This window comes from Streptomyces sp. NPDC054883, assembly GCF_053610645.1.
In genome coordinates this window covers 1-24,251 of sequence record NZ_JBSGYT010000060.1, presented here as the reverse complement: position 1 = coordinate 24,251, position 24,251 = coordinate 1, and the positions used below count along the sequence as shown (strand labels likewise).

Here is a 24,251-nt window from a genome sequence, read left to right as displayed (position 1 = left end):
GATAACGTCTGCACCATGACTGAGCAGCCTCCCACCGCCCGCGGCGTGCGGGTCATCGCCCATCGCGGGGCCTCCGACGAGCACCCCGAGCACACCCTGGCCGCGTACCGGCAGGCCATCGAGGACGGGGCCGACGCGCTGGAGTGCGATGTGCGGCTCAGTGCCGACGGGCGCCTGGTGTGTGTGCACGACCGGCGGGTGGAGCGGACCTCGGACGGGCGCGGGGTGGTCTCCGCCATGACCTACGAGGAGCTGGCCGCGCTCGACTTCGGCCGGTGGAAGGGGGAGGCGCACCGCGGGGCGCAGGTGCTGCTCTTCGAGGACCTGCTCAAGGAGGCGCTGGCCGCCGGCCGGCCCGTCGGGCTGGCCGTCGAGACCAAGCACCCCACCCGCGCCGGCGGCCGGCTGGAGGCCGAGCTCGTACGGGTGCTCAAGGAACACGGGCTCGCGGACGGCGCCGACGGCCTGGTCGAGGTGATGAGCTTTTCCCGGACCGCGCTGACCCGGCTGCACCGGCTCGCGCCCGGCCTGCCCGCCGTCTACCTGATCGAGCGCCGGCTGCGCCCCCCGCGGCCGCCGTTCGCGGGTCACGCCGGTCCCGGTATCGACCTCGTACGGAGCGACCCGGCCCTGGTGGGCCGGCTCAAGGCCAGGGGGCTCGCGGTACGGGTGTGGACGGTGGACGAGCCCGAGGACGTCGAGCTGTGCCTGCGCTTGGGCGTGGACACGCTGATCACCAACCGGCCCCGGCAGGTGCGGGAGCAGCTGGCGGAGCGCCGCGCGCGCTGAAGGACACGGAGTGGGACACCCGGCCGGGGACCGGCCGGGTGCGGGGGTGTACCGGGGCGGGTCAGACGAAGCGCTGGTTGGACGAGCCGTTGCAGGTCTGCAGGCGCAGCGGTTCGTGCGGGGCGGCGACGGTCAGGCAGGTGCCGGGGGCGGCCGCCGGGCGCAGGGTGGCGCCGTCGCGGACGAACTGCTGGTTCGCGCCGCCGTGGCAGTTGTAGATGATCAGGGCGGTGCCGTTGCCGTAGTTGGCGCCGGGGACGTCCAGGCAGCGGTCCTGGGTCAGTTCGGTGTGCAGGGCCTTGCGGGTGGTGTCGTACCACCAGCCCTGGTTGCGGCCGCCGTGACAGTCCCAGCCCACCACCTTGGTGTCGTTGGCGCTGGAGCCGCCGAAGGTGTCGAGGCAGTTGCCGGTCGCCTCGTTCTTGAGGGGCTTGTAGAGGGAGTCCCAGGCGCCGGGGGTCAGGACCGGGGTGCCGGTGCTCGCCGGGTCGGCGCAGGAGGCCTCGCGCAGGCCGGAGTCGTAGAGCTGGGTGAGGCAGGAGGCGAAGGCGCCGTGGCCCCGGTAGTTGGGGTGGAAGGACTGCCGGGCGGTGTTCTCGTCCCACGGGAAGTGGTCCCCGAGGTCGAGGTAGAGCCCGCGGGCCCAGGCGTCCTCCATGCAGACCTCGTGGCCGTGGAACAGCCGCGAGTTGTCCAGGTAGGTGGCGCCGGAGGCGAGGGCCGCCTCGCGCATGCCCTTCTCGAACGTGGGTACCGCGTAGTTGCGGCCCCAGGCGGCGTCGGAGTCGTAGCCGGCGCAGCCTCCGGGGAGCTTGCCGGGAAAGTTGGGGTTGTCGTTGAAGTCGGGGCCGATGGGGCTCGGGTAGCCCATCACGACCAGCTTGTAGTCGGAGTCGGCGTAGCCGGCTTCGCGCATGACCGTCTTGAGGTCCGCGACGGTGGCCTCCACCTTGGGCTTGAGGCCGTCGACCCGGGCCTGCCAGCCGGGGCCGTACTTGGGCTCGCAGGTGCCCTGGCTGAGCACCCAGCGGGTGACGCAGTCCGTCATGACCGGCCCGAACTGGAGGTCGTCGTTGGCTCCGGCGACCAGCAGCACCATCTTGATGCGGGTGTTGCGGGCCTTGATGGCCAGGCTGTCGCTCTGCACCAGCTCGTCGGCGTACTGCTTGCTGCCGCCGATCCGGATGTTCCCGGTGTACCCGCCGGAGCAGGCCACGTTGAAGGTGAGGTCGGCCGGGATGCCGGTGCGGTGGATCGCCGAGTCGGGCGAGCGGTGGCACTGGTTGGCGGACGTGTTGGTGGCCGGGTCGTAGTTGCCGACGCCCTCGCCCGAAATCTCGCTGTCGCCGAGCGAGATCAAGCCGGTCTTGCGGTCCGCGACCGGGCGGATGGCCGGGTCCCCGTAGATCTTGGTGGCCTCGGCCGCCCGGACGGCTTCCAGTTCGGGCGAGAGGGGGGTCACCGCCGGTCCGGCGACGGGTGCCGCCTGGGCCATGGGGGTGATGGCGGTGACGCCCCCGAGGGCGGCCGCGATCGCCGCGACGGCGGCGAAGGTAGATCTGAGCCTGGGTTTCGTACGAGCACGTGCCATGAACGCCTCCCCGATATCAGTGTTACCCCCGGTATTTACTGGCCGGTAGGGGAGTTGGGAACACTTCGAACAAGACAATTGCTCAACTTTTCCAGGAGGCAATCGACATGACAGCCGATCAGCAGACCGGAGCCGGCCCCGCCGAGTTCCGCATCGAGCACGACTCCATGGGCGAGGTACGGGTCCCCGCGCACGCCAAGTGGCGGGCCCAGACCCAGCGCGCGGTGGAGAACTTCCCCGTCTCCGGGCAGCGCCTGGAGCGCGCCCACATCGCCGCCCTGGCCCGGGTCAAGGCCGCCGCGGCGCTGGTGAACGCCCGGCTCGGCGTCCTGGACGAGGACGTCGCCGCGGCGATCCGCTCCGCCGCCGAGGAGGTGGCCGACGGCCGCTGGGACGAGCACTTCCCCGTCGACGTGTTCCAGACCGGGTCCGGGACCTCGTCCAACATGAACACCAACGAGGTGATCGCCACGCTGGCGAGCGAGCGGCTCGGCCGCCCGGTGCACCCCAACGACCACGTCAACGCCTCACAGAGCTCCAACGACGTCTTCCCCTCCTCCGTGCACATCGCGGCCACCGCCGCCGTCACCGGAGAGCTGATCCCGGCCCTGGAACACCTCGCCGCCGCGCTGGAACTCAAGTCCGCCGAGTTCGCGGAGGTGGTCAAGGCCGGGCGCACGCACCTGATGGACGCCACCCCGGTCACCCTCGGCCAGGAGTTCGGCGGGTACGCGGCCCAGGTGCGGTACGGCGTCGAGCGGCTGCGCGCGGCCCTGCCCCGGCTCGCCGAACTGCCCCTGGGCGGAACCGCGGTGGGTACCGGCATCAACACCCCGCCCGGGTTCTCCGCCGCCGTGATCGCGGAGGTGGCCGACGCGACGGGGCTGCCACTGACCGAGGCGCGGGACCACTTCGAGGCCCAGGGCGCCCGGGACGCGCTGGTGGAGACCTCGGGAATGCTCCGTACCGTCGCCGTCTCCCTCACCAAGATCTGCAACGATCTGCGCTGGATGGCATCGGGTCCGCGCACCGGATTGGCCGAAATCAATCTCCCGGATCTCCAGCCGGGGTCGTCGATCATGCCGGGGAAGGTCAATCCGGTCATCCCGGAGGCCGTCCTGATGGTGGCCGCCCAGGTGACGGGCAACGACGCGGCGGTCGCCGTGGCGGGCGCGTCCGGGAACTTCGAGCTCAACGTGATGATCCCGCTGATGGCCCGGAACCTGCTCGAATCGATCCGTCTGCTGGGCAACGCGAGCCGGTTGCTGGCCGACCGGACGGTGGCCGGAATCACCGCCAACGCCGAACGGGCCAGGGAGTACGCGGAATCCTCCCCCTCGGTGGTGACCCCGCTGAACCGCTACATCGGCTACGAGGAAGCCGCCAAGGTGGCCAAGCGGGCCCTGGCGGAACGCAAGACGATCCGGGAGGTCGTGCTCGATTCCGGCTACGTCGACCAGGGCGCGCTCACCCTCGCCCAGTTGGACGAGGCGCTGGACGTGCTGCGCATGACCCGGCCCTGAACGCCCCGGGGGCGGGGTCCGGATCCGGTCGTTTCCCGTCCCCGGACAGGACCGTGACCTGCACCGCAGCACAGGGACGGCGCCCCGACCTAAGATCTGCGCATGACAGGTACCGGAGGCCGCGGGGACGGCGTCGCGCACGGCCCCGCGCACGGCGGGGCGCCGGATCCGCGCTGGGCACCCGGGGAGCAGATCCTCTGGCGCTACCGCGACAACGCCCCGGGGCTCAGCGGCCCGGTGCACATCTGCCGGCCGGTGACGGTGGTGCAGGACACCGCCGAGCTGCTGGCGGTGTGGATGGCGCCCGGCACCGAATGCGTCAAGCCGGTGCTCGCCGACGGCACCCCGGTGCACGAGGAACCGCTCGCCACCCGCTACACCGCGCCGCGGACCACCGTGCGCTCGCGCTGGTTCGGGGCGGGGGTGCTGAAACTGGCCCGGCCGGGGGAGCCGTGGTCGGTGTGGCTGTTCTGGGAGCACGGCTGGCGGTTCAAGAACTGGTACGTGAACCTGGAGGAGCCGCGGACCCGGTGGTCCGGCGGCGTGGACTCCGTGGACCACTTCCTGGACATCTCCGTGTACCCGGACCGCAGCTGGGTGTGGCGCGACGAGGACGAGTTCGCGCAGGCGCGCCGGGTCGGGCTGGTGGACCCGCCGCTGGCCCGCCGGGTGCAGGAGGCGGGCCGCGCGGCCCTGGAGGTCGTCAAGGAGTGGGGTCCGCCGTTCCGCGACGGCTGGCAGGACTGGCGCCCCGATCCAGTCTGGCCGGTTCCGGTTCTGCCCGGGGACTGGGACCGCACCCCGGCCCATATGACCTCATGAGACCCTTGATGCGCCCCCTGGGTGCAACCGTAGGATCGTCCTCCGCCGGGCTGGACACCCGTAATCGACTTGCTGCACAGGGGACTTGGCCGAAGACCGACGCGAGGTGAGGTAACGAGCGGGACGCGGAACCGCGGGGCGGTGGTGCCCCTGCCGCTGAGCGGGTATACCGCGACTGAACCGAGTTGAGTGCAGCGCACATCGAGCGCAAACGGACGGAAATCCACGCGTGACGGAGTACCCCACCTCCCAGGAGGGCCCGCAGCCCGTCGCCTCCGGCGGAGGTACGGACGACGCCGGCCACGGCAAGGCCCCGATCGTGGCCGCCGAGGCCGTGCGCACGCATGCGCAGAACACGGCCGGCGACCCGGACGGCGCCCGCGCGCCCGGCCGGTCCGCCGAACTGCCCCGGCCCCGGGGCGGCGGCGGGGGCAGCCGTCCGGCCCCGGACGGGGTGTCCGCCGCGGGCGCTGCGGGCCCGGCCGGCGGCGGGCCGGGCACCGGCCTGCCGGGCGGCCCGGTGCCCGGCGGCCTCGTACCCGGCAGCGGCGGACCGGTCGGCGGGACCGCGGACGTCACCGCCGCGCGCCGCGAGGGCGACCGGCTGCGCTTCGTCGGCGCGGCCACCCGCCGCATCGCGCGCGGCATCGACCTGGACGAGATCGTGCTCGGCCTGTGCCGGGCCACCGTGCCGACCTTCTCGGACGCCATCCTCGTCTACCTGCGCGATCCGCTGCCGGTCGGTGACGAACGTCCCGTCGGCCCGGTCGTTTTAAGGCTCCGCCGCACCGACCGGCTCCGGCCGCTGGACGATCTGACGGGGGGTGAGTTCGCCGGCCCGGGCGGGTCCGGCGGCGAGCTCGATTTCAGCCGGCTCCCACTGGTCGGCCCGCAGGGCGACCTGCCCGCGGCGGAGCTCTGCGAGATCCGGCCGGGCGGCCCGCTCGCCGAGGTGCTGCGCGGCGTCCGTCCCGTGTTCGGGTCCTCCGTCGCCGCGAAGGACGCCCTGTCGGAGCTGCTGGGCGGCGACCACCCCGTACCGCGCGGGCAGCGGGCCATCCTCGCGCCGCTGCGCGGCCGGCGCCGGGTGATCGGCTCGGCCGTTTTCCTGCGCACCCCGGAGCGGCCCGCGTTCGAGACCAACGACCTGCTGGTCGCGGCCCAGCTGGCCACGCACACCGCGCTCGGCATCGACAAGGCGGTGCTGTACGGCCGCGAGGCGTACATCGCCGACGAACTCCAGCGCACCATGCTCCCCGACAGCCTTCCCCAGCCCACCGGGGTCCGGCTCGCCTCCCGCTACCTGCCGGCCGCCGAGACGGCCCGGGTCGGCGGCGACTGGTACGACGCCATACCGCTGCCCGGCAGCCGCGTCGCGCTGGTCGTGGGTGACGTCATGGGCCACTCCATGACCTCCGCCGCGATCATGGGGCAGCTCCGCACCACCGCGCAGACCCTGGCGCAGCTGGACCTGCCGCCCGCGGAGGTCCTGCACCACCTGGACGAGCAGGCCCAGCGGCTGGGTTCCGACCGGATGGCCACCTGCCTGTACGCGGTGTACGACCCCGTCTCGCACCGGATCACCATCGCCAACGCCGGCCATCCCCCGCCCGTGCTCCTGCACCTGGGCGGCCGCGCCGAGGTGCTGCGCGTACCGCCGGGCGCCCCCATCGGCGTCGGCGGCGTGGACTTCGAGGCGGTGGAGCTGGACGCCCCGGCGGGCGCCACGTTGCTGCTCTACACCGACGGGCTGGTGGAGTCCCGGCTGCGCGACGTCTGGACCGGCATCGAGCAGTTGCGGGAGCGGCTGGCCACCACCGCGCAGCTGACCGGCGTCGACCATCCGCCGCCGCTGGAGGCGCTGTGCGACGACGTGCTGGACATGCTCGGCCCCGGCGACCGGGACGACGACATCGCGCTGCTCGCGGCCCGCTTCGACGGGATCGCGCCCAGTGACGTGGCGTACTGGTTCCTGGACCCGGAGGAGACCGCTCCGGGCCGGGCCCGCCGCTTCGCCCGCCGGGCGCTCGCCCGTTGGGGCCTGGAGGAGCTCCAGGACTCGCTGGAGCTGCTGGTCAGCGAAGTGGTGACGAATGCCGTCCGGTACGCCGAGCGGCCCGTGACCCTGCGGCTGCTGCGCACGGACGTGCTGCGCTGCGAGGTCGGCGACGACTCCCCGCAACTGCCCCGCCAGCGCCGGGCCCGGGAGACCGACGAGGGCGGCCGCGGCCTGTTCCTCGTCAACCGGATGGCCCGCCGGTGGGGTGCCACCCGGCTGAGCAGCGGCAAGGTCGTCTGGTTCGAGCTCACTCTGCCGCGGGGCGACGCGGGCTGAGCCGCTCCGGCGCGGCCGCGGAGCCGGGGCCGTACGCAACCGCCCCGCGACGCTCGCGTCGCGGGGCGGTTGTCCGTTCTCCGGGCCGTCAGGGCTGTTGCTGCTCCTGCGGCGGCGGCGGGAAGATGAACGACTTCGTCGGATCCGGGCCCTTCGTCGGGTCCTTCGTCGGCCTGGTCGGATCGGCCGTCTTCGTCGGGTCCTTGGTGTGGCCGGTCGGGTCGGCGGTCTTCGTCGGGCTGTTGGTGGCCGTCGGCGACTTGGTGTTCGCCGAGGCAGTGGCGGTCGGGCTCGGGTCCTTCGTGGGAACGGCGGTACGGGTGGGCGCCTGGACGGGGCCCATCTCGGCGTCCGACAGGTCGAACTCGTCCGTGCTCACGCCGCTGAGGACGGCCGTGGTGTACGCCTTCCAGATCTCGGCGGGGAAGCTGGAGCCGCCCGCGCGGCCCTTGCCGGCGGTACCGGTCAGGGTGACCTGGCTGTGGCTGTTGGGGTCCTCGCCGAACATCGCGACGACGGTGACCAGCTCCGGGGTGTAACCGGTGAACCAGGCGGCCACGTTGGACTCGGTGGTGCCGGTCTTGCCCGCGGCCTGGTAGGCGTCGCTCCGCACGGCCTTGCCGGAGCCGTCCGCGACCACGCCGGTGAGCACCTTGGTGACGGTGTCGGCGGTCTTGCGGCTGATGGCCTGGCCGCCGACGGGGCTGCCCGGGTCGTACTGGGCGTCCTTGCGCTCGGCCTTCTTGACGATGGTCGGGGTGACCTTCTTGCCGTGGTTGTCGAAGGTCGCGTAGACGCCGGCCATCTCCACGGTGTTGGCGCTCATGGTGCCGAGGGACATGGCGGGCTTGTCCTCGGGCCAGCCGTCGCGGTCGCGCATGCCGAGGGCGATGGCCTGCTTCTTCACGCTCGCCGGCTTGGCGTCCACGATCATCTGGGCGTAGACGGAGTTCACGGAGGAGTTGGTGGCCTCCTGGACCGTGAGCATCGGGTCGCCGTAGTTGATGTCGTCCTGGTTCTGCGGGGCGAAGGGCACCGAGCTGCCGACGACGGGGCGCTTGCTGGTGCCGTCGTAGAGGGTGTTCGGGGTGATCTTGCGGCCGTCCTGGGTGGTCGCCCCGGTTTCCAGCGCGGTGGCCAGTACGATCGGCTTGAAGGTCGAGCCGGGCTGGAAGTCGGTGCGCAGCGCGTTGCTGTTGTACTTCTCGTTCAGGCCCGTGCCGCCGTACATCGCCACGATCGCGCCGGTCTTGGGGTCCACCGAGGTGGCACCGGCCTGCACGCTCTGGTCCTGGGGCCGCTCCTGGACGTTCTTGCGTTCGAGCTGGGACTCCAGCTTCTCCTGGACCGCCTTCTCCAGCGCCGCCTGCTTCTTCTTGTCGACGTTGAGCGTGATCGTCCAGCCGCCGGCGTTGATCTGGGCGTCCGTGACGTTGTGCCGGTTGAGCTCGGCGTTGGCGGCCTCGATCAGGTAGCCCTTCTGGCCGTCCAGCCCGGGTGCGGGCTTGGGCTTGATGGGCTCCTGGAACTGGATCGTCTTGCGCTTGGCGGGGTCCAGCTTGCCCATCTCGACCATGTTGTCGAGGACGGCGTTGAAGCGGAGCGTCACCAGGTGCTTGCCGTTCGGGCCGGCGGTCGCCCAGTCGTACTGGCTGGGGGCCTGGATGACGGCGGCGAGGTAGGCGCCCTGCGCGAGGGTGAGCTTGTCCGCGTCGACGCCGTAGAAGGCCTGGGCCGCGGCCTGGATGCCGTAGGCGTTGCGGCCGTAGAAGTTGGTGTTCAGGTAGCCGGCGAGGATGTCGTTCTTCGACATGCGCTGGTCGACCTTGATGGCGATCACCAGCTCCCGCAGCTTGCGGGTCGCCGACTGGTCCTGGGTCAGGTAGTAGTTCTTGACGTACTGCTGCGTGATCGTCGAGCCACCGGCGGTGCCCTTGCCGCGCAGGGTGTTGAACAGGCCGCGGCCGACGCCCATCAGGTCGACGCCGCTGTCCTTGTAGAAGGACTTGTTCTCGATGGCGATGAACGCCGTCCGCACGTCCTCGGGGATCTTCTCGATCGGGAGGATCACGCGGTTCTTGTCTCCCGTGCGCGCCATGATCGAGCCGTCGGCGTACTTGTAGGTGTTGCTCTGGAGGACCGCGTCGCTCCTCGGGTCCGGCGGTTCCACCAGGAAGTAGGCGGCGACCGCACCGGCTGTCAGGAGCAGGGCCGTCCCGAAGAACGCGCCGAGGATCTTCTTCCAGGTGAAGAAGCGGCGTATGCCGCTGCGTTTGCCGGCCGCCTTGCCCGCGCGCCCGTCTGAGCGCCCGCTCGGCGCTTTCCGCGCACCGCGCTGCTGCTGCGCCCGTCGCGCTTCTGCTCGGCCCATCGCTCCCGCTCCGCTCGATTACCCCCCCGACGTCAGCTCAGAAAGCTAACACCGCAGGCTGTGACAAAGGTTGACTAACCCCGATCAAATCGGATCATTTCGGACGTGAGAATCAGCACCCACATCACTGGAACCGACGCACTTGAGGCCGGAAGGGTTGCGGTGGAGCGGAAAAGTGATATCACTTCGCTAGAAGCTACGGCCGACCACGGCCGGGCATCACCGACAAACGGGGGCATAGTCATGACCACTGCATCGGCGACGGAATCCAGCGCGTCCGGCGTATCCCCAAGCGAGATACGGGAGTTCACCGCGCACAGCATCGGCGGCGGCCCCGCACTGCTGCTCGGCCTGGCGGGCCTCGTGGCGGGGACCGGCCTGGTGGTCCTCGGCTCGATGACCGGGGTCGACGCCCTCAAGGTGGCGCTGATCGCGGCGGGCGTCGTGCTGGACGTCACGGCCGTCTTCGCGATGAGCGGGCTCAACACGGTGGCCCCCGGCCAGGCACGCGTCGTCCAGCTCTTCGGCCGCTACCGGGGGACGATCCGCACGGAGGGCCTGCGCTGGGTCAACCCGCTGACCTCCCGCGAGCGGATCTCCACCCGGGTCCGCAACCACGAGACGACCGTGCTCAAGGTCAACGACGCCTACGGCAACCCGATCGAGCTGGCGGCGGTCGTGGTGTGGCGGGTGGCGGACACGGCCCGCGCGGTGTTCGAAGTCGAGGACTTCACCGAGTTCGTCGAGACGCAGACCGAGACGGCCGTGCGGCACATCGCCATCGAGTACCCCTACGACGCCCATGAGGAGGGCGGCCTCTCGCTGCGCGGCAACGCCGAGGAGATCACCCGGAAGCTGGCGGCGGAGCTCTCCACCCGCGTCGAGGCGGCGGGCGTGCACATCATCGAGTCCCGCTTCACGCATCTCGCGTACGCTCCGGAGATCGCCTCCGCGATGCTCCAGCGCCAGCAGGCCGGGGCCGTGGTGGCGGCCCGCAAGCAGATCGTCGAGGGCGCGGTGGGCATGGTGGAGCTGGCCCTGACCCGCCTGGCGGAGGAGGAGATCGTGGACCTGGACCCGGAGCGCAAGGCCTCCATGGTCTCGAACCTGATGGTGGTGCTCTGCGGCGACCGCGCGGCCCAGCCCGTCCTCAACACCGGCACCCTCTACCAGTGAGTTCCGCCGACGGCGCGCCCCGCTCCGGACCCGGCCCGGCCGAGGGGCCGGAGCGGGGCGCGCGTGCGGGGCGCCCGGGGCGCAAGCAGGTACTGCTGCGGCTGGACCCGCAGGTGTACGAGGCGCTGGCGCGCTGGGCGGGCGAGGAACTGCGGAGCGCCAACGCCCAGATCGAGTTCCTGCTCCGGCGGGCCCTGTCGGAGTCCGGCCGCCTGCCGGGCGGCGTCGCCCCGATCCCGCCCCGCGGGCGGCCGCGCACCACTCCCGAGCCCTGAGCCCCTGGCCCTGTCCGGGACAGCACCTAGTCGGTCGGCCACACCGGGAGCGGGCGGACGGCTTCGCGCAGCGAGGCGGCGATGGCCGTGAACTCCTCCTGCCGGGCCGTCCCGGTCCGCATGGCCAGCGCGATCCGCCGCGAGGGGGCCGGTTCGGCGAAGTACCCGGTGGCCAGGTACTCGTTGCGCGCGGTCTCCAGGCGCAGTGCCGTACGGGGCAGCAGCGTCACCCCGAGCCCGCCGGCGACCAGTTGTACGAGCGTGGAGAGCCCGGCGGCGGTGGTGGTGACGTCCGCCCCGGCCGTGCGCCCCGCCTCCCGGCAGATGTCGAGGGCCTGGTCCCGCAGGCAGTGGCCCTCGTCGAGCAGCAGGAGCTGTAGCTCCCGAAGTTCCTCGCGAGGGATGTCCCGGCGCCCCGCCAGGGGGTGCTCCCGGGGCGCGAGCAGAACGAAGTCCTCGTCGAACAGCGGCAGTTCGGTGACGCCGGGGACGCCCAGCGGCACGGCGAGCAGCAACAGGTCGAGCCGTCCGGCGGCCAGCCCCTCCAGCAGCGAGGCCGTCTGCTCCTCGTGCACCTGGAGGTCCATCCCGGGGTAGCGGCGGTGGAACAGCCCGAGCACGGTCGGCAGCAGGTACGGGGCCACGGTGGGGATCACGCCGAGCCGCAGCACGCCGGTGAAGGGCGCGCGCACCGCGTCGGCCTCTTCCAGCAGCCCGCCCATGGCGTCGAGTACGGCCCGCGCCCGGACTGCGATCCGCTCACCCGCCGGCGAGAGCAGCACCTTGCGGGTGGTGCGCTCCAGCAGCTGGACGCCGAGGGCCTCCTCCAGGGCGGAGACGGCCCCCGACAGGGCCGGCTGGCTCATCCCGATCGCCGCGGCGGCGTCCCGGAAGTGCAGGTGCTCGGCGACCGCCGCGAAGGCGCGCAGCTGTGCGAGCGTCGCCTGCCGGGCCGACCCGTTCTTGGGGCCGAGCTTCACTCCCCTACTACCCGTAGCCACTGATAGGCACCTCCGATCACCAACCACAAGAGTAGCTATTTCCGTAATCAATGCAGCTGTGCCAGCATGTGAGATCCGTCCAACCCCCTTGGAAAACCCCCAAAAAGGGAAATTTCCATGTCTGCAAGGAGAGCACGTGCTCACTGTCGGTGACAAGTTCCCCACCTACGACCTGACCGCCTGCGTCTCGCTCGAGGCCGGCAGCGAGTTCGCGCAGATCGACCACAAGACCTACGAGGGCAAGTGGCGCGTGGTGTTCTTCTGGCCGAAGGACTTCACCTTCGTCTGCCCGACCGAGATCGCCGCCTTCGGCAAGCTCAACGAGGAGTTCCAGGACCGCGACGCCCAGATCCTCGGCGTCTCCGGCGACTCCGAGTTCGTCCACCACGCCTGGCGCAAGGACCACGCGGACCTGCGTGACCTGCCCTTCCCGATGCTGGCCGACTCCAAGCACGAGCTCATGCGGGCCTGTGGCGTGGAGGGCGAGGACGGCTTCGCGCAGCGCGCCGTCTTCATCGTCGACCAGAACAACGAGATCCAGTTCACGATGGTGACCGCCGGTTCCGTGGGCCGTAACCCCAAGGAGGTCCTGCGGGTCCTCGACGCCCTGCAGACCGACGAGCTGTGCCCCTGCAACTGGAACAAGGGCGAGGGCACCCTGGACGCCGGCGCCCTGCTGGCCGGTGAGTGAGCGATGTCCCTCGACTCCCTCAAGGCCGCCGTTCCGGACTTCGCCAAGGACCTGAAGCTGAACCTCGGTTCGGTCATCGGCAACAGCGACCTCCCGCAGCAGCAGCTGTGGGGCACGGTCCTGGCCTGTGCGATCGCCGCCCGCTCCCCGCGCGTCCTGCGCGAGCTGGAGCCGGAGGCGAAGGCCGCCCTGTCGCCGGAGGCGTACACCGCCGCCAAGTCCGCGGCCGCGGTCATGGCGATGAACAACGTCTTCTACCGGACCCGGCACCTGCTGTCCGACCCGGAGTACGGCAACCTGCGCGCCGGTCTGCGGATGAACGTCATCGGCAACCCGGGTGTGGAGAAGGTTGACTTCGAGCTGTGGTCGCTCGCGGTCTCCGCGATCAACGGCTGCGGCCAGTGCCTCGACTCGCACGAGCAGGTGCTGCGCAAGGCCGGTGTCGGCCGCGAGACGGTCCAGGAGGCCTTCAAGATCGCCTCGGTGATCCAGGCGGTCGCCGTCACCCTCGACGCCGAGGCCGCCCTCGCCGCCGAGTAGCGCTCCCCCGTACCCGTACGGGACCCGGGGCCCCCGCAGCCGTCACCGGCCGCGGGGGCCTCACGCGTTCTCGCCCTCGCCCCGCTCGGCGCGCGGCAGGGCCGTGGCGCCGTGCGGGCCCGGGCCGGTCGCGGCGGCCGCGGCGCGCTGCTGGTCGCGCGAGTACGCCCGCAGGTACACCACCACGGTGTTGGTGACGGCCACCAGCGGCACGGCGACCACCGCACCGCCGATGCCGGCGACCATTCCGCCGGCCGCCACCGCCAGCACCACCGCGAGCGGGTGCACCCGTACGGCCCGGCCCAGGATGAACGGCTGGAGCACGTGCCCCTCGATCTGCTGCACCGCCAGGACCACCAGCAGGACCATCAGCGCGATGAAGGGCCCCTGGGTCACCAGCGCCACCACGACCGCCAGGGCGCCGGAGACCACCGCGCCGACGAGCGGGATGAAGGCGAACAGGAAGATGAAGACGGCCAGCGGCACCGCCATCGTGACGTCGAGGAAGTACAGGCCGAGGCCGATGAACACGGCGTCGATGAGGGCCACGAGCACGGTGCCCCGGACGTAGGCGGTCAGGGTGCGCCAGGCGCGCGGACCGGCGCCGGCCACCCCGGGCCGGGCCGCGCGCGGGACCAGGCCGAGCACCCAGGTCCAGATGCGCTTGCCGTCGTAGAGCAGGAAGAGCGTCGAGAACATCGACAGCAGGATGCCGGTCAGCACCTCGACGAGGACCGTCACACCCTGCAGGCCGGCGGAGGTGATCTGCTCGGTGTTGGTGCCGATGGTGTCGGTGAGGTTCTTGGCGATGTCGTTGATCTGCTTCTCGGTCACGTGGAACGGACTGTCCAGCGCCCAGAGTTTGAGCTCGTCGATGCCCTCGCGCACGCGGTCGGAGAGCGTGTCGAGGTTCTCCATGACCTGCCAGACCACGAACCAGCCGACCAGTCCGATCACCACGAAGCCGAGGATCGCGGTCACGGCCGTGGCGAGCCCGCGCGGCAGCCCGAGCCGCCGCAGCCGTACGACGAACGGCTGGAGCAGTGCGGTGACCAGCAGGGCGGCGGAGAAGGCGAGGACGACGAGGCGGACCTCGCTGATCACCCTCATCAGCACCCAGAGCATCCCGGCCACCAGCAGCAGCCGCCAACTGGCCTCCGCGGCGACCCGCATGCCCCACGGGATGACCGTCACCGGGTCGGGCCGCTCGCGCCAGCCGGGATCGCCGCCCAAGGCCGCGGGCGCCGGCCCGTCGACGGGCACGGGGGCCGAGGCCGGGACGGGAACAGGCACGTCGACGGCGGTCTCCGCCTCGACCTCGGCCCGCCGTTCGTCGAGGCGCGCGCCGATCTGGCTGAGCCCTCTGCCGAGCCGGCCGAGCCAGCCTGCCCTCTTCGTCATGTCTTTCCCTTTCCCCCCGCCCGCGGACGCACTCGCCCGACCGTACACGCGGGGAGCCCCGCACCGTATGACGGTGCGGGGCTCCCCGAGGTTGCCCGCCGGGACTGCGTTCCCGGGACGGCGTGGAGACCTAGTACCAGCCGTTGGCCTGGTGGAAGCTCCAGGCGCTGCACGGACTGCCGTAGCGGTCGTTCATGTAGCCCAGGCCCCACTGGATCTGCGTGGCCGGGTTGGTGCGCCAGTCGGCGCCGGCCGAGGCCATCTTGGAGCCGGGCAGGGCCTGGACCAGGCCGTAGGCGCCCGAGGAGGAGTTGACGGCCCGGTAGTTCCAGGTCGATTCCTCGTTGATGATGTTGGAGAAGCACTGGAACTGGCCCGCCGGCACGATCTGCCGGGCGATGTCCTTGACCTGGGCGACCGTGTAGGAGCCCTGGACGGCGAAGTCACCGGCGCTGCGCGTCGCGGAGCGGCTGGCGACCTGTTCCTCTTCGTGCTTCTTCTTCGCTGCTTCCTCGTCGGCCTTCTTCTTGGCATCGGCCGCCTCGGCGTCCGTCTTCTTCGCCTTGGCGTCCTGCGCCGCCTGGATGCGCGCCGCTTCCTCGGCCGAGCGCTGGGCGTCGGCTTCGGCGGCGTGGGCGATGGCGTCGGCCTGCTGCGTCAGGGACGCGCTCTGGACCTGCGCCTGGTCGCCGACCGGGATGTCAGTGAGGAGAGTCGCTCCGGCGGCGGTCGTTTCGAGATCGTTCGAGGAGGCGTCGCCCGCCGCAACGCCAACGACTGCGCCGACGGTGGTGACCGCGGTGGCCGAAGCCACTGCGAACCCCCGGACCGAGATCCGGCTCACACGGTGTCCTTCCAGCAGCGTCCGCAGTGACCGCGCGGTCGCAATAGTGCCCCTCGACACTGGCCTCCATGAATCCGCGGTCACTGGAGGCGCGGGCCCGGGGCAACTCCCTCGCGGGGGCTGCCGACTAGCTCGGGCGGCATACGGCGACCGGTTCTGGAGTTGTGGTTCTGCGCGTACCTCGCGAGAGGTACGGGTACCCCCGGACGGAGTCCGGAAGTGAGTGCCGTATGCGGGGCCTGACGGAAAGCAGACTCTGCCGGACCACGACGCCGCGGGGCAATTCCACGTTGCGTGGGAAAGGTCACACCTGCCGGAAGGCCGCTGATTCCAGCGAAGACCTGTGCAGCACGACGCCGCCCGGCTAGGCTTCTGGGCCTTTGCCGGGCGGCGCCAACTCATCTCTCCCCTATGGGGTTTCTGCCCCTTTTGGCCGTCAGGGCCGACGGGCCCCCGTCACAGCGTCTCCAGCATCTCGGTGACGAGCGCGGCGATCGGGGAGCGCTCGGAACGCGTCAGCGTGACGTGGGCGAACAGCGGATGCCCCTTGAGCTTCTCAACGACGGCGACCACACCGTCGTACCGGCCGACCCGCAAGTTGTCCCGCTGGGCCACGTCGTGGGTCAGGACGACCCGCGAGTTGGCGCCGATCCGGGACAGCACGGTCAGCAGGACGTTGCGCTCCAGCGACTGGGCCTCGTCCACGATCACGAAGGCGTCGTGCAGCGAACGGCCGCGGATGTGGGTGAGCGGCAGGACCTCCAGCATCCCGCGGTTCAGCACCTCCTCGATGACCTCTCGCCCGGCGACGGAGGAGAGGGTGTCGAAGACCGCCTGCGCCCAGGGGCTCATCTTCTCGGCCTCGGTGCCCGGCAGGTAGCCGAGCTCCTGCCCGCCCACGGCGTACAGCGGCCGGAAGACCATCACCTTCTGGTGCTGCCTGCGCTCCAGCACCGCTTCTAGGCCCGCGCACAGCGCCAGCGCCGACTTGCCGGTACCGGCCCGGCCGCCCATCGAGAGGATCCCGATCTCCGGATCGAGCAGCAGGTCCAGCGCGATGCGCTGCTCGGCGCTGCGGCCGTGCAGCCCGAAGGCCTCGCGGTCGCCGCGCACGAGACGCACGTTGCCGTCCGCCGTGACCCGGCCGAGCGCCTTGCCGCGCTCCGACTGCAGGACGAGCCCGGTGTGGACGGGCAGTTCGGCCGCCTCCGGCACGTAGAGCCGCTCCTCCGAGAAGAGCAGGTCGACCTGCTCCCCGGAGAGCGCGAGCTCGCTCATGCCGGTCCAGCCGCTGTCGGTGATCGCCAGCTCGGCCCGGTACTCCTCGGCGAGCAGCCCCACGGAGGAGGCCTTGATGCGCAGCGGCAGGTCCTTCGAGACCACCGTGACGTCGTAGCCCTCGGCCTGGAGGTTGCGGGCGACGGCCAGGATCCGGGAGTCGTTGTCCCCCAGCCTGAAGCCCGCGGGCAGGACGCCGGGGTCGGAGTGGTTGAGTTCGACGCGCAGGGTTCCGCCCAGATCGCCCAGCGGGATGGGGGCGTCGAGGCGACCGTAGCGAACCCGGAAGTCGTCGAGCAGGCGCAGGGCCTGGCGCGCGAAGTAGCCGAGTTCGGGATGGTGCCTCTTGGCCTCCAGCTCGGTGATCACCACGATCGGGAGCACGACCTCGTGCTCTTCGAAGCGGGACACCGCGTTGGGGTCTGCCAGCAGGACGCTGGTGTCGAGGACGTAGGTCCGCCTGTCGGGCAGGCGGCGCTTTGTGCTGGTCACCACGGAAGGACGTACCCCCTCGGAAGAGGTCGGGCCATGAAGACCGGACCGGTCATCGGCACCCATGCGCGGGCCGATTTCCGGCCCTCCACGTCGTCCGTGCGAACCGCACGCGCGTCCTGGTGCAAAGGGCCTCCCGGGCGGACGGCCCCATGCCGTCCGCTGAGATTCGACACCCGTGGATCGGGCGTCGACCTGCTAGGGGTATGCCCTCGAACCGGCGCGCCCATGCCATGGCATATGACGGACGCTCGGTGAATCGCTGGTGAAGGCTTCGCGACGGGAGGGGGCGGGCCCCGGGAGGGGCCGAGGGGGCGTCAGGTCACGCCCGCTCAGGTACCGTACCGGCGGTGGCGCGCAGCGTAGTCGCGCAGGGCCCGCAGGAAGTCGACCTTGCGGAAGGCGGGCCAGAAGACCTCGCAGAAGTAGTACTCCGAATGCGCGCTCTGCCACAGCATGAAACCGGACAGCCGCTGCTCGCCGCTGGTGCGGATGACGAGGTCCGGGTCGGGCTGGCCGCGCGTGTAGAGGTGTTCCGCGATGTGATCGATGTCGAGGACCTCGGCGAGCTCCTCGAACGAGGTGCCCTTCTCGGCGTGCTCCAGCAGCAGCGAGCGGACCGCGTCGGCGATCTCCTGCCGGCCGCCGTAACCGACCGCGACGTTGACGAGTATCCCGTCGACGTCGTGCGTGGCCTGCTCGGCCTCCTTGAGCACGGTCTGGGTACCGGCGGGGAGGATGTCCAGGTTGCCGACGTGGTGGACCCGCCAGCGGCCGTCCGCGGCGAGGCCCCGGACGGTGTTCTCGATGATGTTGAGCAGCGGACGGAGTTCGACCTCCGGCCGGTCCAGGTTGTCCGTGGACAGCATCCACAGGGTGACGACCTCGACGTCCGTCTCGGTGCACCAGCCCAGCATCTCCGAGATCTTGTCGGCCCCGGCCTGGTGGCCCTGTTCCGTCGTGCCTCCGGACGCCTTGGCCCAGCGCCTGTTGCCGTCCAGGATCACGCCGATGTGCTTGGGCGACGCGTCGTGGTCGAGGCGGCCTTCCACCCGGCGTGCGTAGAGCCTGTACACCAGGTCGCGCAGCTTCACGATCTTCCAGCCCCTCCGTGCGATCCCCCGTGCGGATTGCGGTCCCCACCCCCGAGCCGCCACATTACTGCGCGGCGGGATCGGGTACCCAACTCGGCCGGTCACAGGTCCGTGATAGGGAGGACAACGTGACTGATACCAATCCCTATCGGGCAGAGCCCTCGCGCTACGACTCCATGGAGTACCGCCGCACGGGCCGCAGCGGCCTCAAGCTCCCCGCCGTCTCCCTCGGCCTGTGGCACAACTTCGGCGACGACAAGTCGCTGGCCTCGCAGCGCGCCATCCTGCGCCGGGCCTTCGACCTCGGCGTGACCCACTTCGACCTGGCCAACAACTACGGCCCGCCGCCCGGCTCGGCCGAGCTGAACTTCGGCAAGGTCTTCGCGCAGGACTTCGCGGCCCACCGCGAGGAACTGGTGCTCTCCACCAAGGCCGGCTACCTGATGCACGACGGCCCGTACGGCGAGTGGGGCAGCCGCAAGTACCTGCTCGGCTCGCTCGACGCCTCGCTGGGGCGGATGGGCGTCGACTACGTGGACATCTTCTACTCACACCGGTTCGACCCGGAGACCCCGCTGGAGGAGACCATGGGCGCCCTCGCGTCCGCGGTCCAGCAGGGGAAGGCGCTCTACGTGGGCGTGTCCTCGTACACGGCCGAGCAGACGGCCGAGGCGGCGCGGATCCTCACCGGCATGGGCGTGCGCCCCCTCATCCACCAGCCCTCGTACTCCATGATCAACCGCTGGACGGAGGAGGACGGCCTGCTGGACGTCCTGGAGGAAGCGGGCATGGGCTGCATCTCCTTCGTGCCGCTCGCGCAGGGGCTGCTGACGGGCAAGTACCTCAAGGGCATCCCGGAGGGCTCGCGGGCCACCCAGGGCAAGTCGCTGAACCCGGACCTGCTGTCGGACGACGTGGTGCGGCGGCTCAACGGCCTGAACGACATCGCCGGCCGGCGCGGGCAGTCATTGGCCCAGCTGGCGCTGAACTGGGTGCTCCGGGACAGCCGCATGACCTCGGCGCTGATCGGCGCGTCGAGCGTGGCGCAGTTGGAGGAGAACGTGGCCGCGCTGGCCGGTCCGCCGCTGACCCGGCAGGAGCTGGAGGAGATCGATTCCTACGCCGTCTCGACTCCCGGGACCAACATCTGGGCCCAGCGGGGCTGAGGTCTGTCACACCCGCGGCACTGACCTGCGCTTTTGCGGCGGTGCCCGCGGGGGTGGGGAGAAAAGAAAAACGGGCCGGTCCGTGGGGGGGATACGGACCGGCCCGAGGGGGGGGTTCCACCATAACCCTTCGTAAAGCGTCCTGCGTGCATCGGCGCGAAACGATTACGCTCCGAAGCCGCCCAGCAGCAGTCCGGTGAGGGCGCCGGCCGCCATGAAGGGGCCGAACGGGAAGGCCGTCCTGAGCCCGCCGCGGCCCCGCAGCGCAAGGGCGAGCCCGTATCCGGCGCCGTAGAGGAAGCCCAGGAACGCTCCCGCGATCCATACCCCCCACCCGTACCACCCAAGGGCGACGCCCAGCGAGAGCGCCAGCTTGACGTCGCCGAAGCCCATCCCGGCCGGGTTGATCAGGAACAGCACGAGGTACGCGGCCCCGAGCGCGACCCCGCCGAGCAGCGCGAGCCGCCACGAGCCGGCGGCGCCGGGCAGCAGGGCCGCGCAGCCGAGCAGCGCCGCGGTGAGCGCGGCGAGCGGCAGGGTCAGCGGGTCGGGCAGCCGGTGCACGGCGAGGTCCACCAGGGCGAGCAGGACCAGGACGGGCGCGAGCGCCACGAAGGCGGCCGCCTCGGGCCGCGGACCGCCGGCCGCGGCGAGGGCGGCGCAGACGGCGCCGGTCAGGGCCGCGGTGCGGGCGGAGGAGGGCCCGTACGGATGCGGCCGCGCGGGTGACGGCCCGGCCGGGGGGGTCCCCGGGAGGCCCGCGGGGGCGCCCGGGCAGCGCGCCGGACCGAGCCAGCCGGGCAGGGGGTGGCCCTCGGGGCAGCGCGCCCGCCAGGGCCGCTGCGGGTCCACCGACAGCCGGTAGGCGGGGCGGGGCAGCAGCAGCCCACAGCTCACGCCGTAGACGGCGGCAACGATGATCACGGCCAGGCCCATCCGCAGACCGTAGGCCCCGGCGGGCGGCCCGGGCATGGGCCCGGGGGCCCATCGGTCCTACCCTGGCGGGCATGGCGATCAGGCGGCACTGGACGGACGGCAGGGCCACCCTCAGGATCTGCGGGCCGGCGCGGGTCACGCCCGGGGTCCTGCCCGGGGCGGAGCCGGCCCGGCCGGAGGTCCCGCCGGAGGTCCCGCTGGAGATCGCCGCCTCGTACCGGGCCCGCACCCGCGGGCTGCTCGGCCGGGACGGGGTGACCGGGGCGCTGCTGCTGACCCCGGCGGCCTCCGTGCACACCTTCCGGATGCGCTTCCCCATCGACGTGGCCCACCTGGACCGCGACCTCACCGTCATCGCCGTGACCACGATGCCCCCCGGCCGCCTCGGCCTGCCCCGGCTGCGCGCCCGGCACGTACTGGAGGCCGCGGCCGGCGCCATGGCGGCCTGGGGCCTGCGCCCCGGGACCCGGGTGGAAGTCGGGCCCGGAGGGCGAGACGGCAGCTAGGCGCCGCGCCGCCCCGGGGGTAGGTTGGGGCGGTTGAGCTGGGGTGGCAGGGGAGCGGCATGACGGAGAACGTTGCGGTCAAGGCGCTGGAGCAGATCATGCCCGCGACGCACGGCGCCGACGAGGACATCGACTGGCCTGCCGCGGAAGCGGCCTGGGGCACCCGGTTCCCGGCCGATTTCATCGCGTTCATGGGCCGTTACGGCTCCGGCTCCATCAACGGCGAGGCCGGCATCCTGCTGCCGCTCCCGAAGCCCGGACTGCAGTGGGCGCCCGCCGAGATGGCCGAGGAGACCGCGAACGCCCGGCAGGCGTGGGAGGCGGGGGGCGGCCGGGCCGCCTTCGACGTGGACCCCGAGTCGATCATCGCCTGGGGGGTCACCGGCGGCTCCGACATCCTGTGCTGGCTGACCGACGACCCCGACCCGGACCGGTGGCCCGTCCTCGTCGTCGGGCGGCACACCGCGGACCCGTTCGCGCTCTACCCGTACGGCATGGCCGAATTCATCTACCGGCTCTGCTCGGACGAGTTCGACGTGAGCCCCGTCAGCATCACGTTCTGGGACGGCGGCCACCTCAGCTTCGTGCACTGGCGCAAGGCGCAGCGCCGTTGGCAGGAGGGCCGCAACCCCGAGACGGGCGAGCCCGACCCGTACGCGGGCGAGTTCGCCGACTGACCCTCCCCCTCTTCTCGCCACTCCTTCCCCAACCCGTTTCTCGGCCGGAAACGGGCGTTTCGTCATGTCTACGCGCGTCGGAATTGTCGATCACATATCGGAAAACACCATAGGGAATAAGGCCAGTTGGAGCATTGAACACAACTACCGCCCCAATGGGACCAACCGCCCCGCCGTCAGGAGAGAATTCCGGCCAACGGGCCATGGAAGGACACCTCGGCCCGGAGTAACTCATAAGTAACACCGGGAAACACAAGATATTCAGGGGAATCCACCCGTGCGACGAAGAATGTTCGGCCCGACCGCCGGTGCGGCCGTGATCGGTCTACTGATACCTCTCGCAGGATGCGGCAGTTCCGACGGAGGCGCAGGTGACAGCGGCACGCTCCGCCTCGTCGCCGCGGAATACGGCGACAGTTCCGCGACGAGTTCCAAGGCCTACTGGGACAAGGTGACGCACGACTTCACCGCCGCCAATCCCGACGTCAAGGTCGAGGTGCAACTGCTGCCCTGGGCCGACATCGACCGCGAGGTCTCCCGCATGGTCAAGGCCGGCAACGCGCCGGACATGGCCCTCATGGGTTCCTACTCGGACTTCGCGGCGCAGGGGAAGCTCTATTCCGCCGACGACCTCCTCGCCGTCACCGCCGAGGCGAACTTCCTCCAGCCCCTCACCGAGGCCGGTTCGGTCGGCAACACCCTCTACGGGCTGCCCTTCGTCGCGAGCAGCCGCCTCCTCTTCTACAACGAGGGCCTGTTCAAGCAGGCCGGGATCACCGCCCCCAAGACGTGGAGCGACCTCAGGGCCGACGCCAAGGCGCTCAAGGAGAAGGGCGTGAAGGTCCCGTACGCCCTGCCCCTGGGGCCGGAAGAGGCACACGCCGAGGCGTTGATCTGGGAGCTGAGCAACGGCGGCGGCTACGCCGACAGCAGCGGCAACTACAGCCTCGCGTCGGACCAGAACATCGCCACCTTCAAGTGGATCAAGGACTACCTGGTCACCCCCGGGCTGACCGGACCGGTCGCGCCGTCGCAGCTGAACCGCGCCGACGCCTTCGCCGCGTTCCTGCGCGGCGAGGTCGGCATGGTCAACGGCTACCCGTCGCTCGCCTACGAGGCGCGGGCCAAGGGGATCAGCGTCGGCACGGTCCCGATGCCGGTCTCGGACACCCTGGGGGCCGGCGAGACCCCGCCGACCGTCGGCGTGGCGGACTGGATGATGGCGTTCAAGCAGAACGGCAAGGGTGCGCAGATCGGCAAGTTCCTGGACTTCGTCTACCAGGACAAGTACCTGTCGGACTTCGCGAGCCGCTACCACCTGCTGCCCGCGACCGTCAGCGCCGCCCGCAGCCCGTCCGGCGGCGGCATCGACAAGAACGACGAGCAGTTCCTGACCGCGCTGCGCGGAGCCCAGCTCTACCCGGTGAGCGACCCGTCCTGGGTGACGGTCAGCGACACCATCAAGCGCAACATCGGCCGTGCGGTGGAACCGACGGGTGACGCGAAGAGCGTCCTGGAGGACATCGCCGCCAAGGCGGCCGCGGCCGGCAAGAAGCACTGAGCGGCCGGCCGACGCCGCCGGACCCCGAGATCTCAGCGCGCCAGCCCTCAGCGCTCAGCCCTCGCCCACCGGCAGGCACCCGGCCACGCGGCACGGCCCCTGTGAGTGAACGCCACCTGAAAAGGCGGACTTTGTCCTCACGCCGCATCCACCCCATGCGGCATCATGATCCCCACGGCCCTTGATCCAAGGCCGCGGCCCAGCCGTCCGGCGACCACCCACAAGGTGCGCGGACGGCCGGCCTTCCCTCCGTGATCCGGGTGCAACATGACCCACATGACCCACGTGATCCAGGTGATCCGCCCGGCCTACTTGATCCGCCCGTTGTCGTCCGAGAACGCCTTACGGTACTGCTCGCAGCTGGAGTCCCAGCGCAGGGTGCCGTGGAGCGTCCCGTATCCGGACCGGGTGAGCGACCACTCCACCGTGTAGACCCCGGTGTCGCAGCCGATCCGCTTCCCGCCCGGGACCTTGACCCGGCCCGTCGCGGGCCTGCCCGTCAGCTCCTGGTCCACCTCGTCCGCCTCGGCCCGGCCGGCGGTGCGCAGCACGGCGTGCACGACGATCGGGTGCTTGCCGTCCTTCGTCGTCACCGCCTTCTTGACGAGCTTGGAGTCGGCGACCAACCACGCGAACTCGTACGAGGGCAGCCAGGCCATCGTCTTGGGGTCGGGGACGTCCCGCTCCCACTGCTGGCCGCCCTTCGATTCGGTCCGGGTGACCGTCTTGTACTGGATGTTCGGGTAGAGGCGGAACTGGGCTTCCACCTTGTGCATGTCGTCCTTCGTCCACATCGACTTCATCGCCTTCTCGTCGCCTCCCGGGTCCTGGAGGAAGGTGCCCTGGGCGGCGGTGGCGGCGGACTGACCGAGGGCCGGGGCGAGGGCCGCCAGGGCGGCGGCCAGGGCGAGGGCGGCGGTGCGGGTGCGGTTCATGCCCCGTCCAACGGGGGCTCGCGGCGGCCCGGAACGACGCCGCGGGCGCGTTCACCCGTAAGGGAGCGGGGGCCCGACGCCGAGCTGACATATCCGCGGAGTGCCATGAATACCAGCTGATCAGCACCAGTCGGGCCGGCGGGACCGGGCACGGCATAAGCGGGCCGGCCGGCCCGCCGTTCCGGGTCGCCGTGAAGGTGCCGTGCACCCCACGGGAAAAGGCCCGGCCCCGGGGATCCGATGATCC

The 24,251-nt window shown here is 71.3% G+C and carries 21 protein-coding genes; 12 read left to right on the top strand and 9 right to left on the bottom strand.

Annotated features, from left to right (window positions below; translation table 11 throughout):
* Positions 1 to 15 precede the first annotated feature (15 nt).
* Positions 16 to 789 (top strand): glycerophosphodiester phosphodiesterase, encoded by a 774-nt coding sequence (locus tag ACWGH1_RS31245; RefSeq protein ID WP_453354375.1) that lies wholly within the window; start codon positions 16 to 18, stop codon positions 787 to 789.
* Positions 790 to 850: 61 nt separating this feature from the next.
* On the opposite strand, the gene ACWGH1_RS31240 is transcribed toward ACWGH1_RS31245, so the two are convergent.
* Positions 851 to 2,380, bottom strand: coding sequence for a ricin-type beta-trefoil lectin domain protein (locus tag ACWGH1_RS31240; protein WP_453354374.1), 1,530 nt, complete (start codon positions 2,378 to 2,380; stop codon positions 851 to 853).
* 107 nt (positions 2,381 to 2,487) lie between these two features.
* Here ACWGH1_RS31240 and ACWGH1_RS31235 point away from each other — a divergent pair, with 107 nt between their 5' ends.
* From ACWGH1_RS31235 to ACWGH1_RS31225, 3 genes are all read left to right on the top strand, one after another.
* Positions 2,488 to 3,903: a class II fumarate hydratase gene (locus tag ACWGH1_RS31235; protein WP_453354373.1), complete on the top strand. Its 1,416-nt coding sequence runs from the start codon at positions 2,488 to 2,490 to the stop codon at positions 3,901 to 3,903.
* Between the two features lie 102 nt (positions 3,904 to 4,005).
* Entirely contained in the window at positions 4,006 to 4,725 is a 720-nt protein-coding gene (gene fomD, locus ACWGH1_RS31230; RefSeq protein ID WP_453354372.1) for a cytidylyl-2-hydroxypropylphosphonate hydrolase, read from the top strand.
* Positions 4,726 to 4,954: 229 nt separating this feature from the next.
* Positions 4,955 to 7,060, top strand: a complete 2,106-nt coding sequence (locus tag ACWGH1_RS31225) for a SpoIIE family protein phosphatase (RefSeq protein WP_453409213.1) — start codon at positions 4,955 to 4,957, stop codon at positions 7,058 to 7,060.
* Positions 7,061 to 7,148: 88 nt separating this feature from the next.
* Here the strand turns inward: ACWGH1_RS31225 and ACWGH1_RS31220 are convergent, their stop codons facing one another.
* On the bottom strand, positions 7,149 to 9,431 hold the full coding sequence (locus tag ACWGH1_RS31220) for a transglycosylase domain-containing protein (protein ID WP_453355498.1): 2,283 nt from the start codon (positions 9,429 to 9,431) through the stop codon (positions 7,149 to 7,151).
* 243 nt (positions 9,432 to 9,674) lie between these two features.
* On the opposite strand from ACWGH1_RS31220, the gene ACWGH1_RS31215 reads away from it, so the two are divergent.
* Entirely contained in the window at positions 9,675 to 10,607 is a 933-nt protein-coding gene (locus ACWGH1_RS31215; RefSeq protein ID WP_453355499.1) for an SPFH domain-containing protein, read from the top strand.
* On the top strand, positions 10,604 to 10,882 hold the full coding sequence (locus ACWGH1_RS31210) for a hypothetical protein (protein ID WP_453355500.1): 279 nt from the start codon (positions 10,604 to 10,606) through the stop codon (positions 10,880 to 10,882). Before ACWGH1_RS31215 ends, ACWGH1_RS31210 begins: the two co-directional genes overlap by 4 nt.
* Before the next feature lie 26 nt (positions 10,883 to 10,908).
* On the opposite strand, the gene ACWGH1_RS31205 is transcribed toward ACWGH1_RS31210, so the two are convergent.
* Complete coding sequence (locus tag ACWGH1_RS31205) at positions 10,909 to 11,883, bottom strand: hydrogen peroxide-inducible genes activator (RefSeq protein ID WP_453355501.1); 975 nt, start codon at positions 11,881 to 11,883, stop codon at positions 10,909 to 10,911.
* A 136-nt stretch (positions 11,884 to 12,019) separates the two neighbouring features.
* Here ACWGH1_RS31205 and ACWGH1_RS31200 point away from each other — a divergent pair, with 136 nt between their 5' ends.
* Together ACWGH1_RS31200 and ACWGH1_RS31195 are read left to right on the top strand one after the other, a co-directional pair.
* On the top strand, positions 12,020 to 12,574 hold the full coding sequence (locus ACWGH1_RS31200; RefSeq protein ID WP_453355502.1) for a peroxiredoxin: 555 nt from the start codon (positions 12,020 to 12,022) through the stop codon (positions 12,572 to 12,574).
* A 3-nt stretch (positions 12,575 to 12,577) separates the two neighbouring features.
* Entirely contained in the window at positions 12,578 to 13,114 is a 537-nt protein-coding gene (locus ACWGH1_RS31195; RefSeq protein ID WP_453355503.1) for an alkyl hydroperoxide reductase, read from the top strand.
* A gap of 60 nt (positions 13,115 to 13,174) precedes the next feature.
* Here ACWGH1_RS31195 and ACWGH1_RS31190 read toward each other — a convergent pair whose 3' ends face one another.
* The 4 genes from ACWGH1_RS31190 to ACWGH1_RS31175 form a co-directional block, all read right to left on the bottom strand.
* A complete protein-coding gene (locus tag ACWGH1_RS31190; RefSeq protein ID WP_453357277.1) occupies positions 13,175 to 14,515 on the bottom strand; it encodes an AI-2E family transporter in 1,341 nt (446 codons plus the stop codon).
* Between the two features lie 130 nt (positions 14,516 to 14,645).
* A complete protein-coding gene (locus ACWGH1_RS31185) occupies positions 14,646 to 15,359 on the bottom strand; it encodes an aggregation-promoting factor C-terminal-like domain-containing protein (RefSeq protein ID WP_453357276.1) in 714 nt (237 codons plus the stop codon).
* Positions 15,360 to 15,815: 456 nt separating this feature from the next.
* Entirely contained in the window at positions 15,816 to 17,132 is a 1,317-nt protein-coding gene (locus tag ACWGH1_RS31180; protein ID WP_136216150.1) for a PhoH family protein, read from the bottom strand.
* A gap of 329 nt (positions 17,133 to 17,461) precedes the next feature.
* Positions 17,462 to 18,223 (bottom strand): isoprenyl transferase, encoded by a 762-nt coding sequence (locus ACWGH1_RS31175; RefSeq protein ID WP_361129235.1) that lies wholly within the window; start codon positions 18,221 to 18,223, stop codon positions 17,462 to 17,464.
* Positions 18,224 to 18,351: 128 nt separating this feature from the next.
* On the opposite strand from ACWGH1_RS31175, the gene mgrA reads away from it, so the two are divergent.
* Complete coding sequence (gene mgrA, locus ACWGH1_RS31170; protein WP_453354536.1) at positions 18,352 to 19,389, top strand: L-glyceraldehyde 3-phosphate reductase; 1,038 nt, start codon at positions 18,352 to 18,354, stop codon at positions 19,387 to 19,389.
* A 165-nt stretch (positions 19,390 to 19,554) separates the two neighbouring features.
* Here mgrA and ACWGH1_RS31165 read toward each other — a convergent pair whose 3' ends face one another.
* Positions 19,555 to 20,325, bottom strand: a complete 771-nt coding sequence (locus tag ACWGH1_RS31165; protein WP_453409212.1) for a prepilin peptidase — start codon at positions 20,323 to 20,325, stop codon at positions 19,555 to 19,557.
* Positions 20,326 to 20,396: 71 nt separating this feature from the next.
* Between ACWGH1_RS31165 and ACWGH1_RS31160 the strand changes: the two genes are divergently transcribed.
* The 3 genes from ACWGH1_RS31160 to ACWGH1_RS31150 all read left to right on the top strand — a co-directional run bounded on the left by ACWGH1_RS31160 (position 20,397) and on the right by ACWGH1_RS31150 (position 23,069).
* Positions 20,397 to 20,831, top strand: a complete 435-nt coding sequence (locus ACWGH1_RS31160) for a DUF192 domain-containing protein (protein WP_453354538.1) — start codon at positions 20,397 to 20,399, stop codon at positions 20,829 to 20,831.
* Between the two features lie 59 nt (positions 20,832 to 20,890).
* A complete protein-coding gene (locus ACWGH1_RS31155) occupies positions 20,891 to 21,508 on the top strand; it encodes an SMI1/KNR4 family protein (RefSeq protein WP_453354539.1) in 618 nt (205 codons plus the stop codon).
* Positions 21,509 to 21,785: 277 nt separating this feature from the next.
* On the top strand, positions 21,786 to 23,069 hold the full coding sequence (locus tag ACWGH1_RS31150) for an extracellular solute-binding protein (protein WP_453354540.1): 1,284 nt from the start codon (positions 21,786 to 21,788) through the stop codon (positions 23,067 to 23,069).
* A gap of 308 nt (positions 23,070 to 23,377) precedes the next feature.
* Here the strand turns inward: ACWGH1_RS31150 and ACWGH1_RS31145 are convergent, their stop codons facing one another.
* Complete coding sequence (locus ACWGH1_RS31145; protein WP_453409211.1) at positions 23,378 to 24,004, bottom strand: hypothetical protein; 627 nt, start codon at positions 24,002 to 24,004, stop codon at positions 23,378 to 23,380.
* Between the last annotated feature and the right edge of the window lie 247 nt (positions 24,005 to 24,251).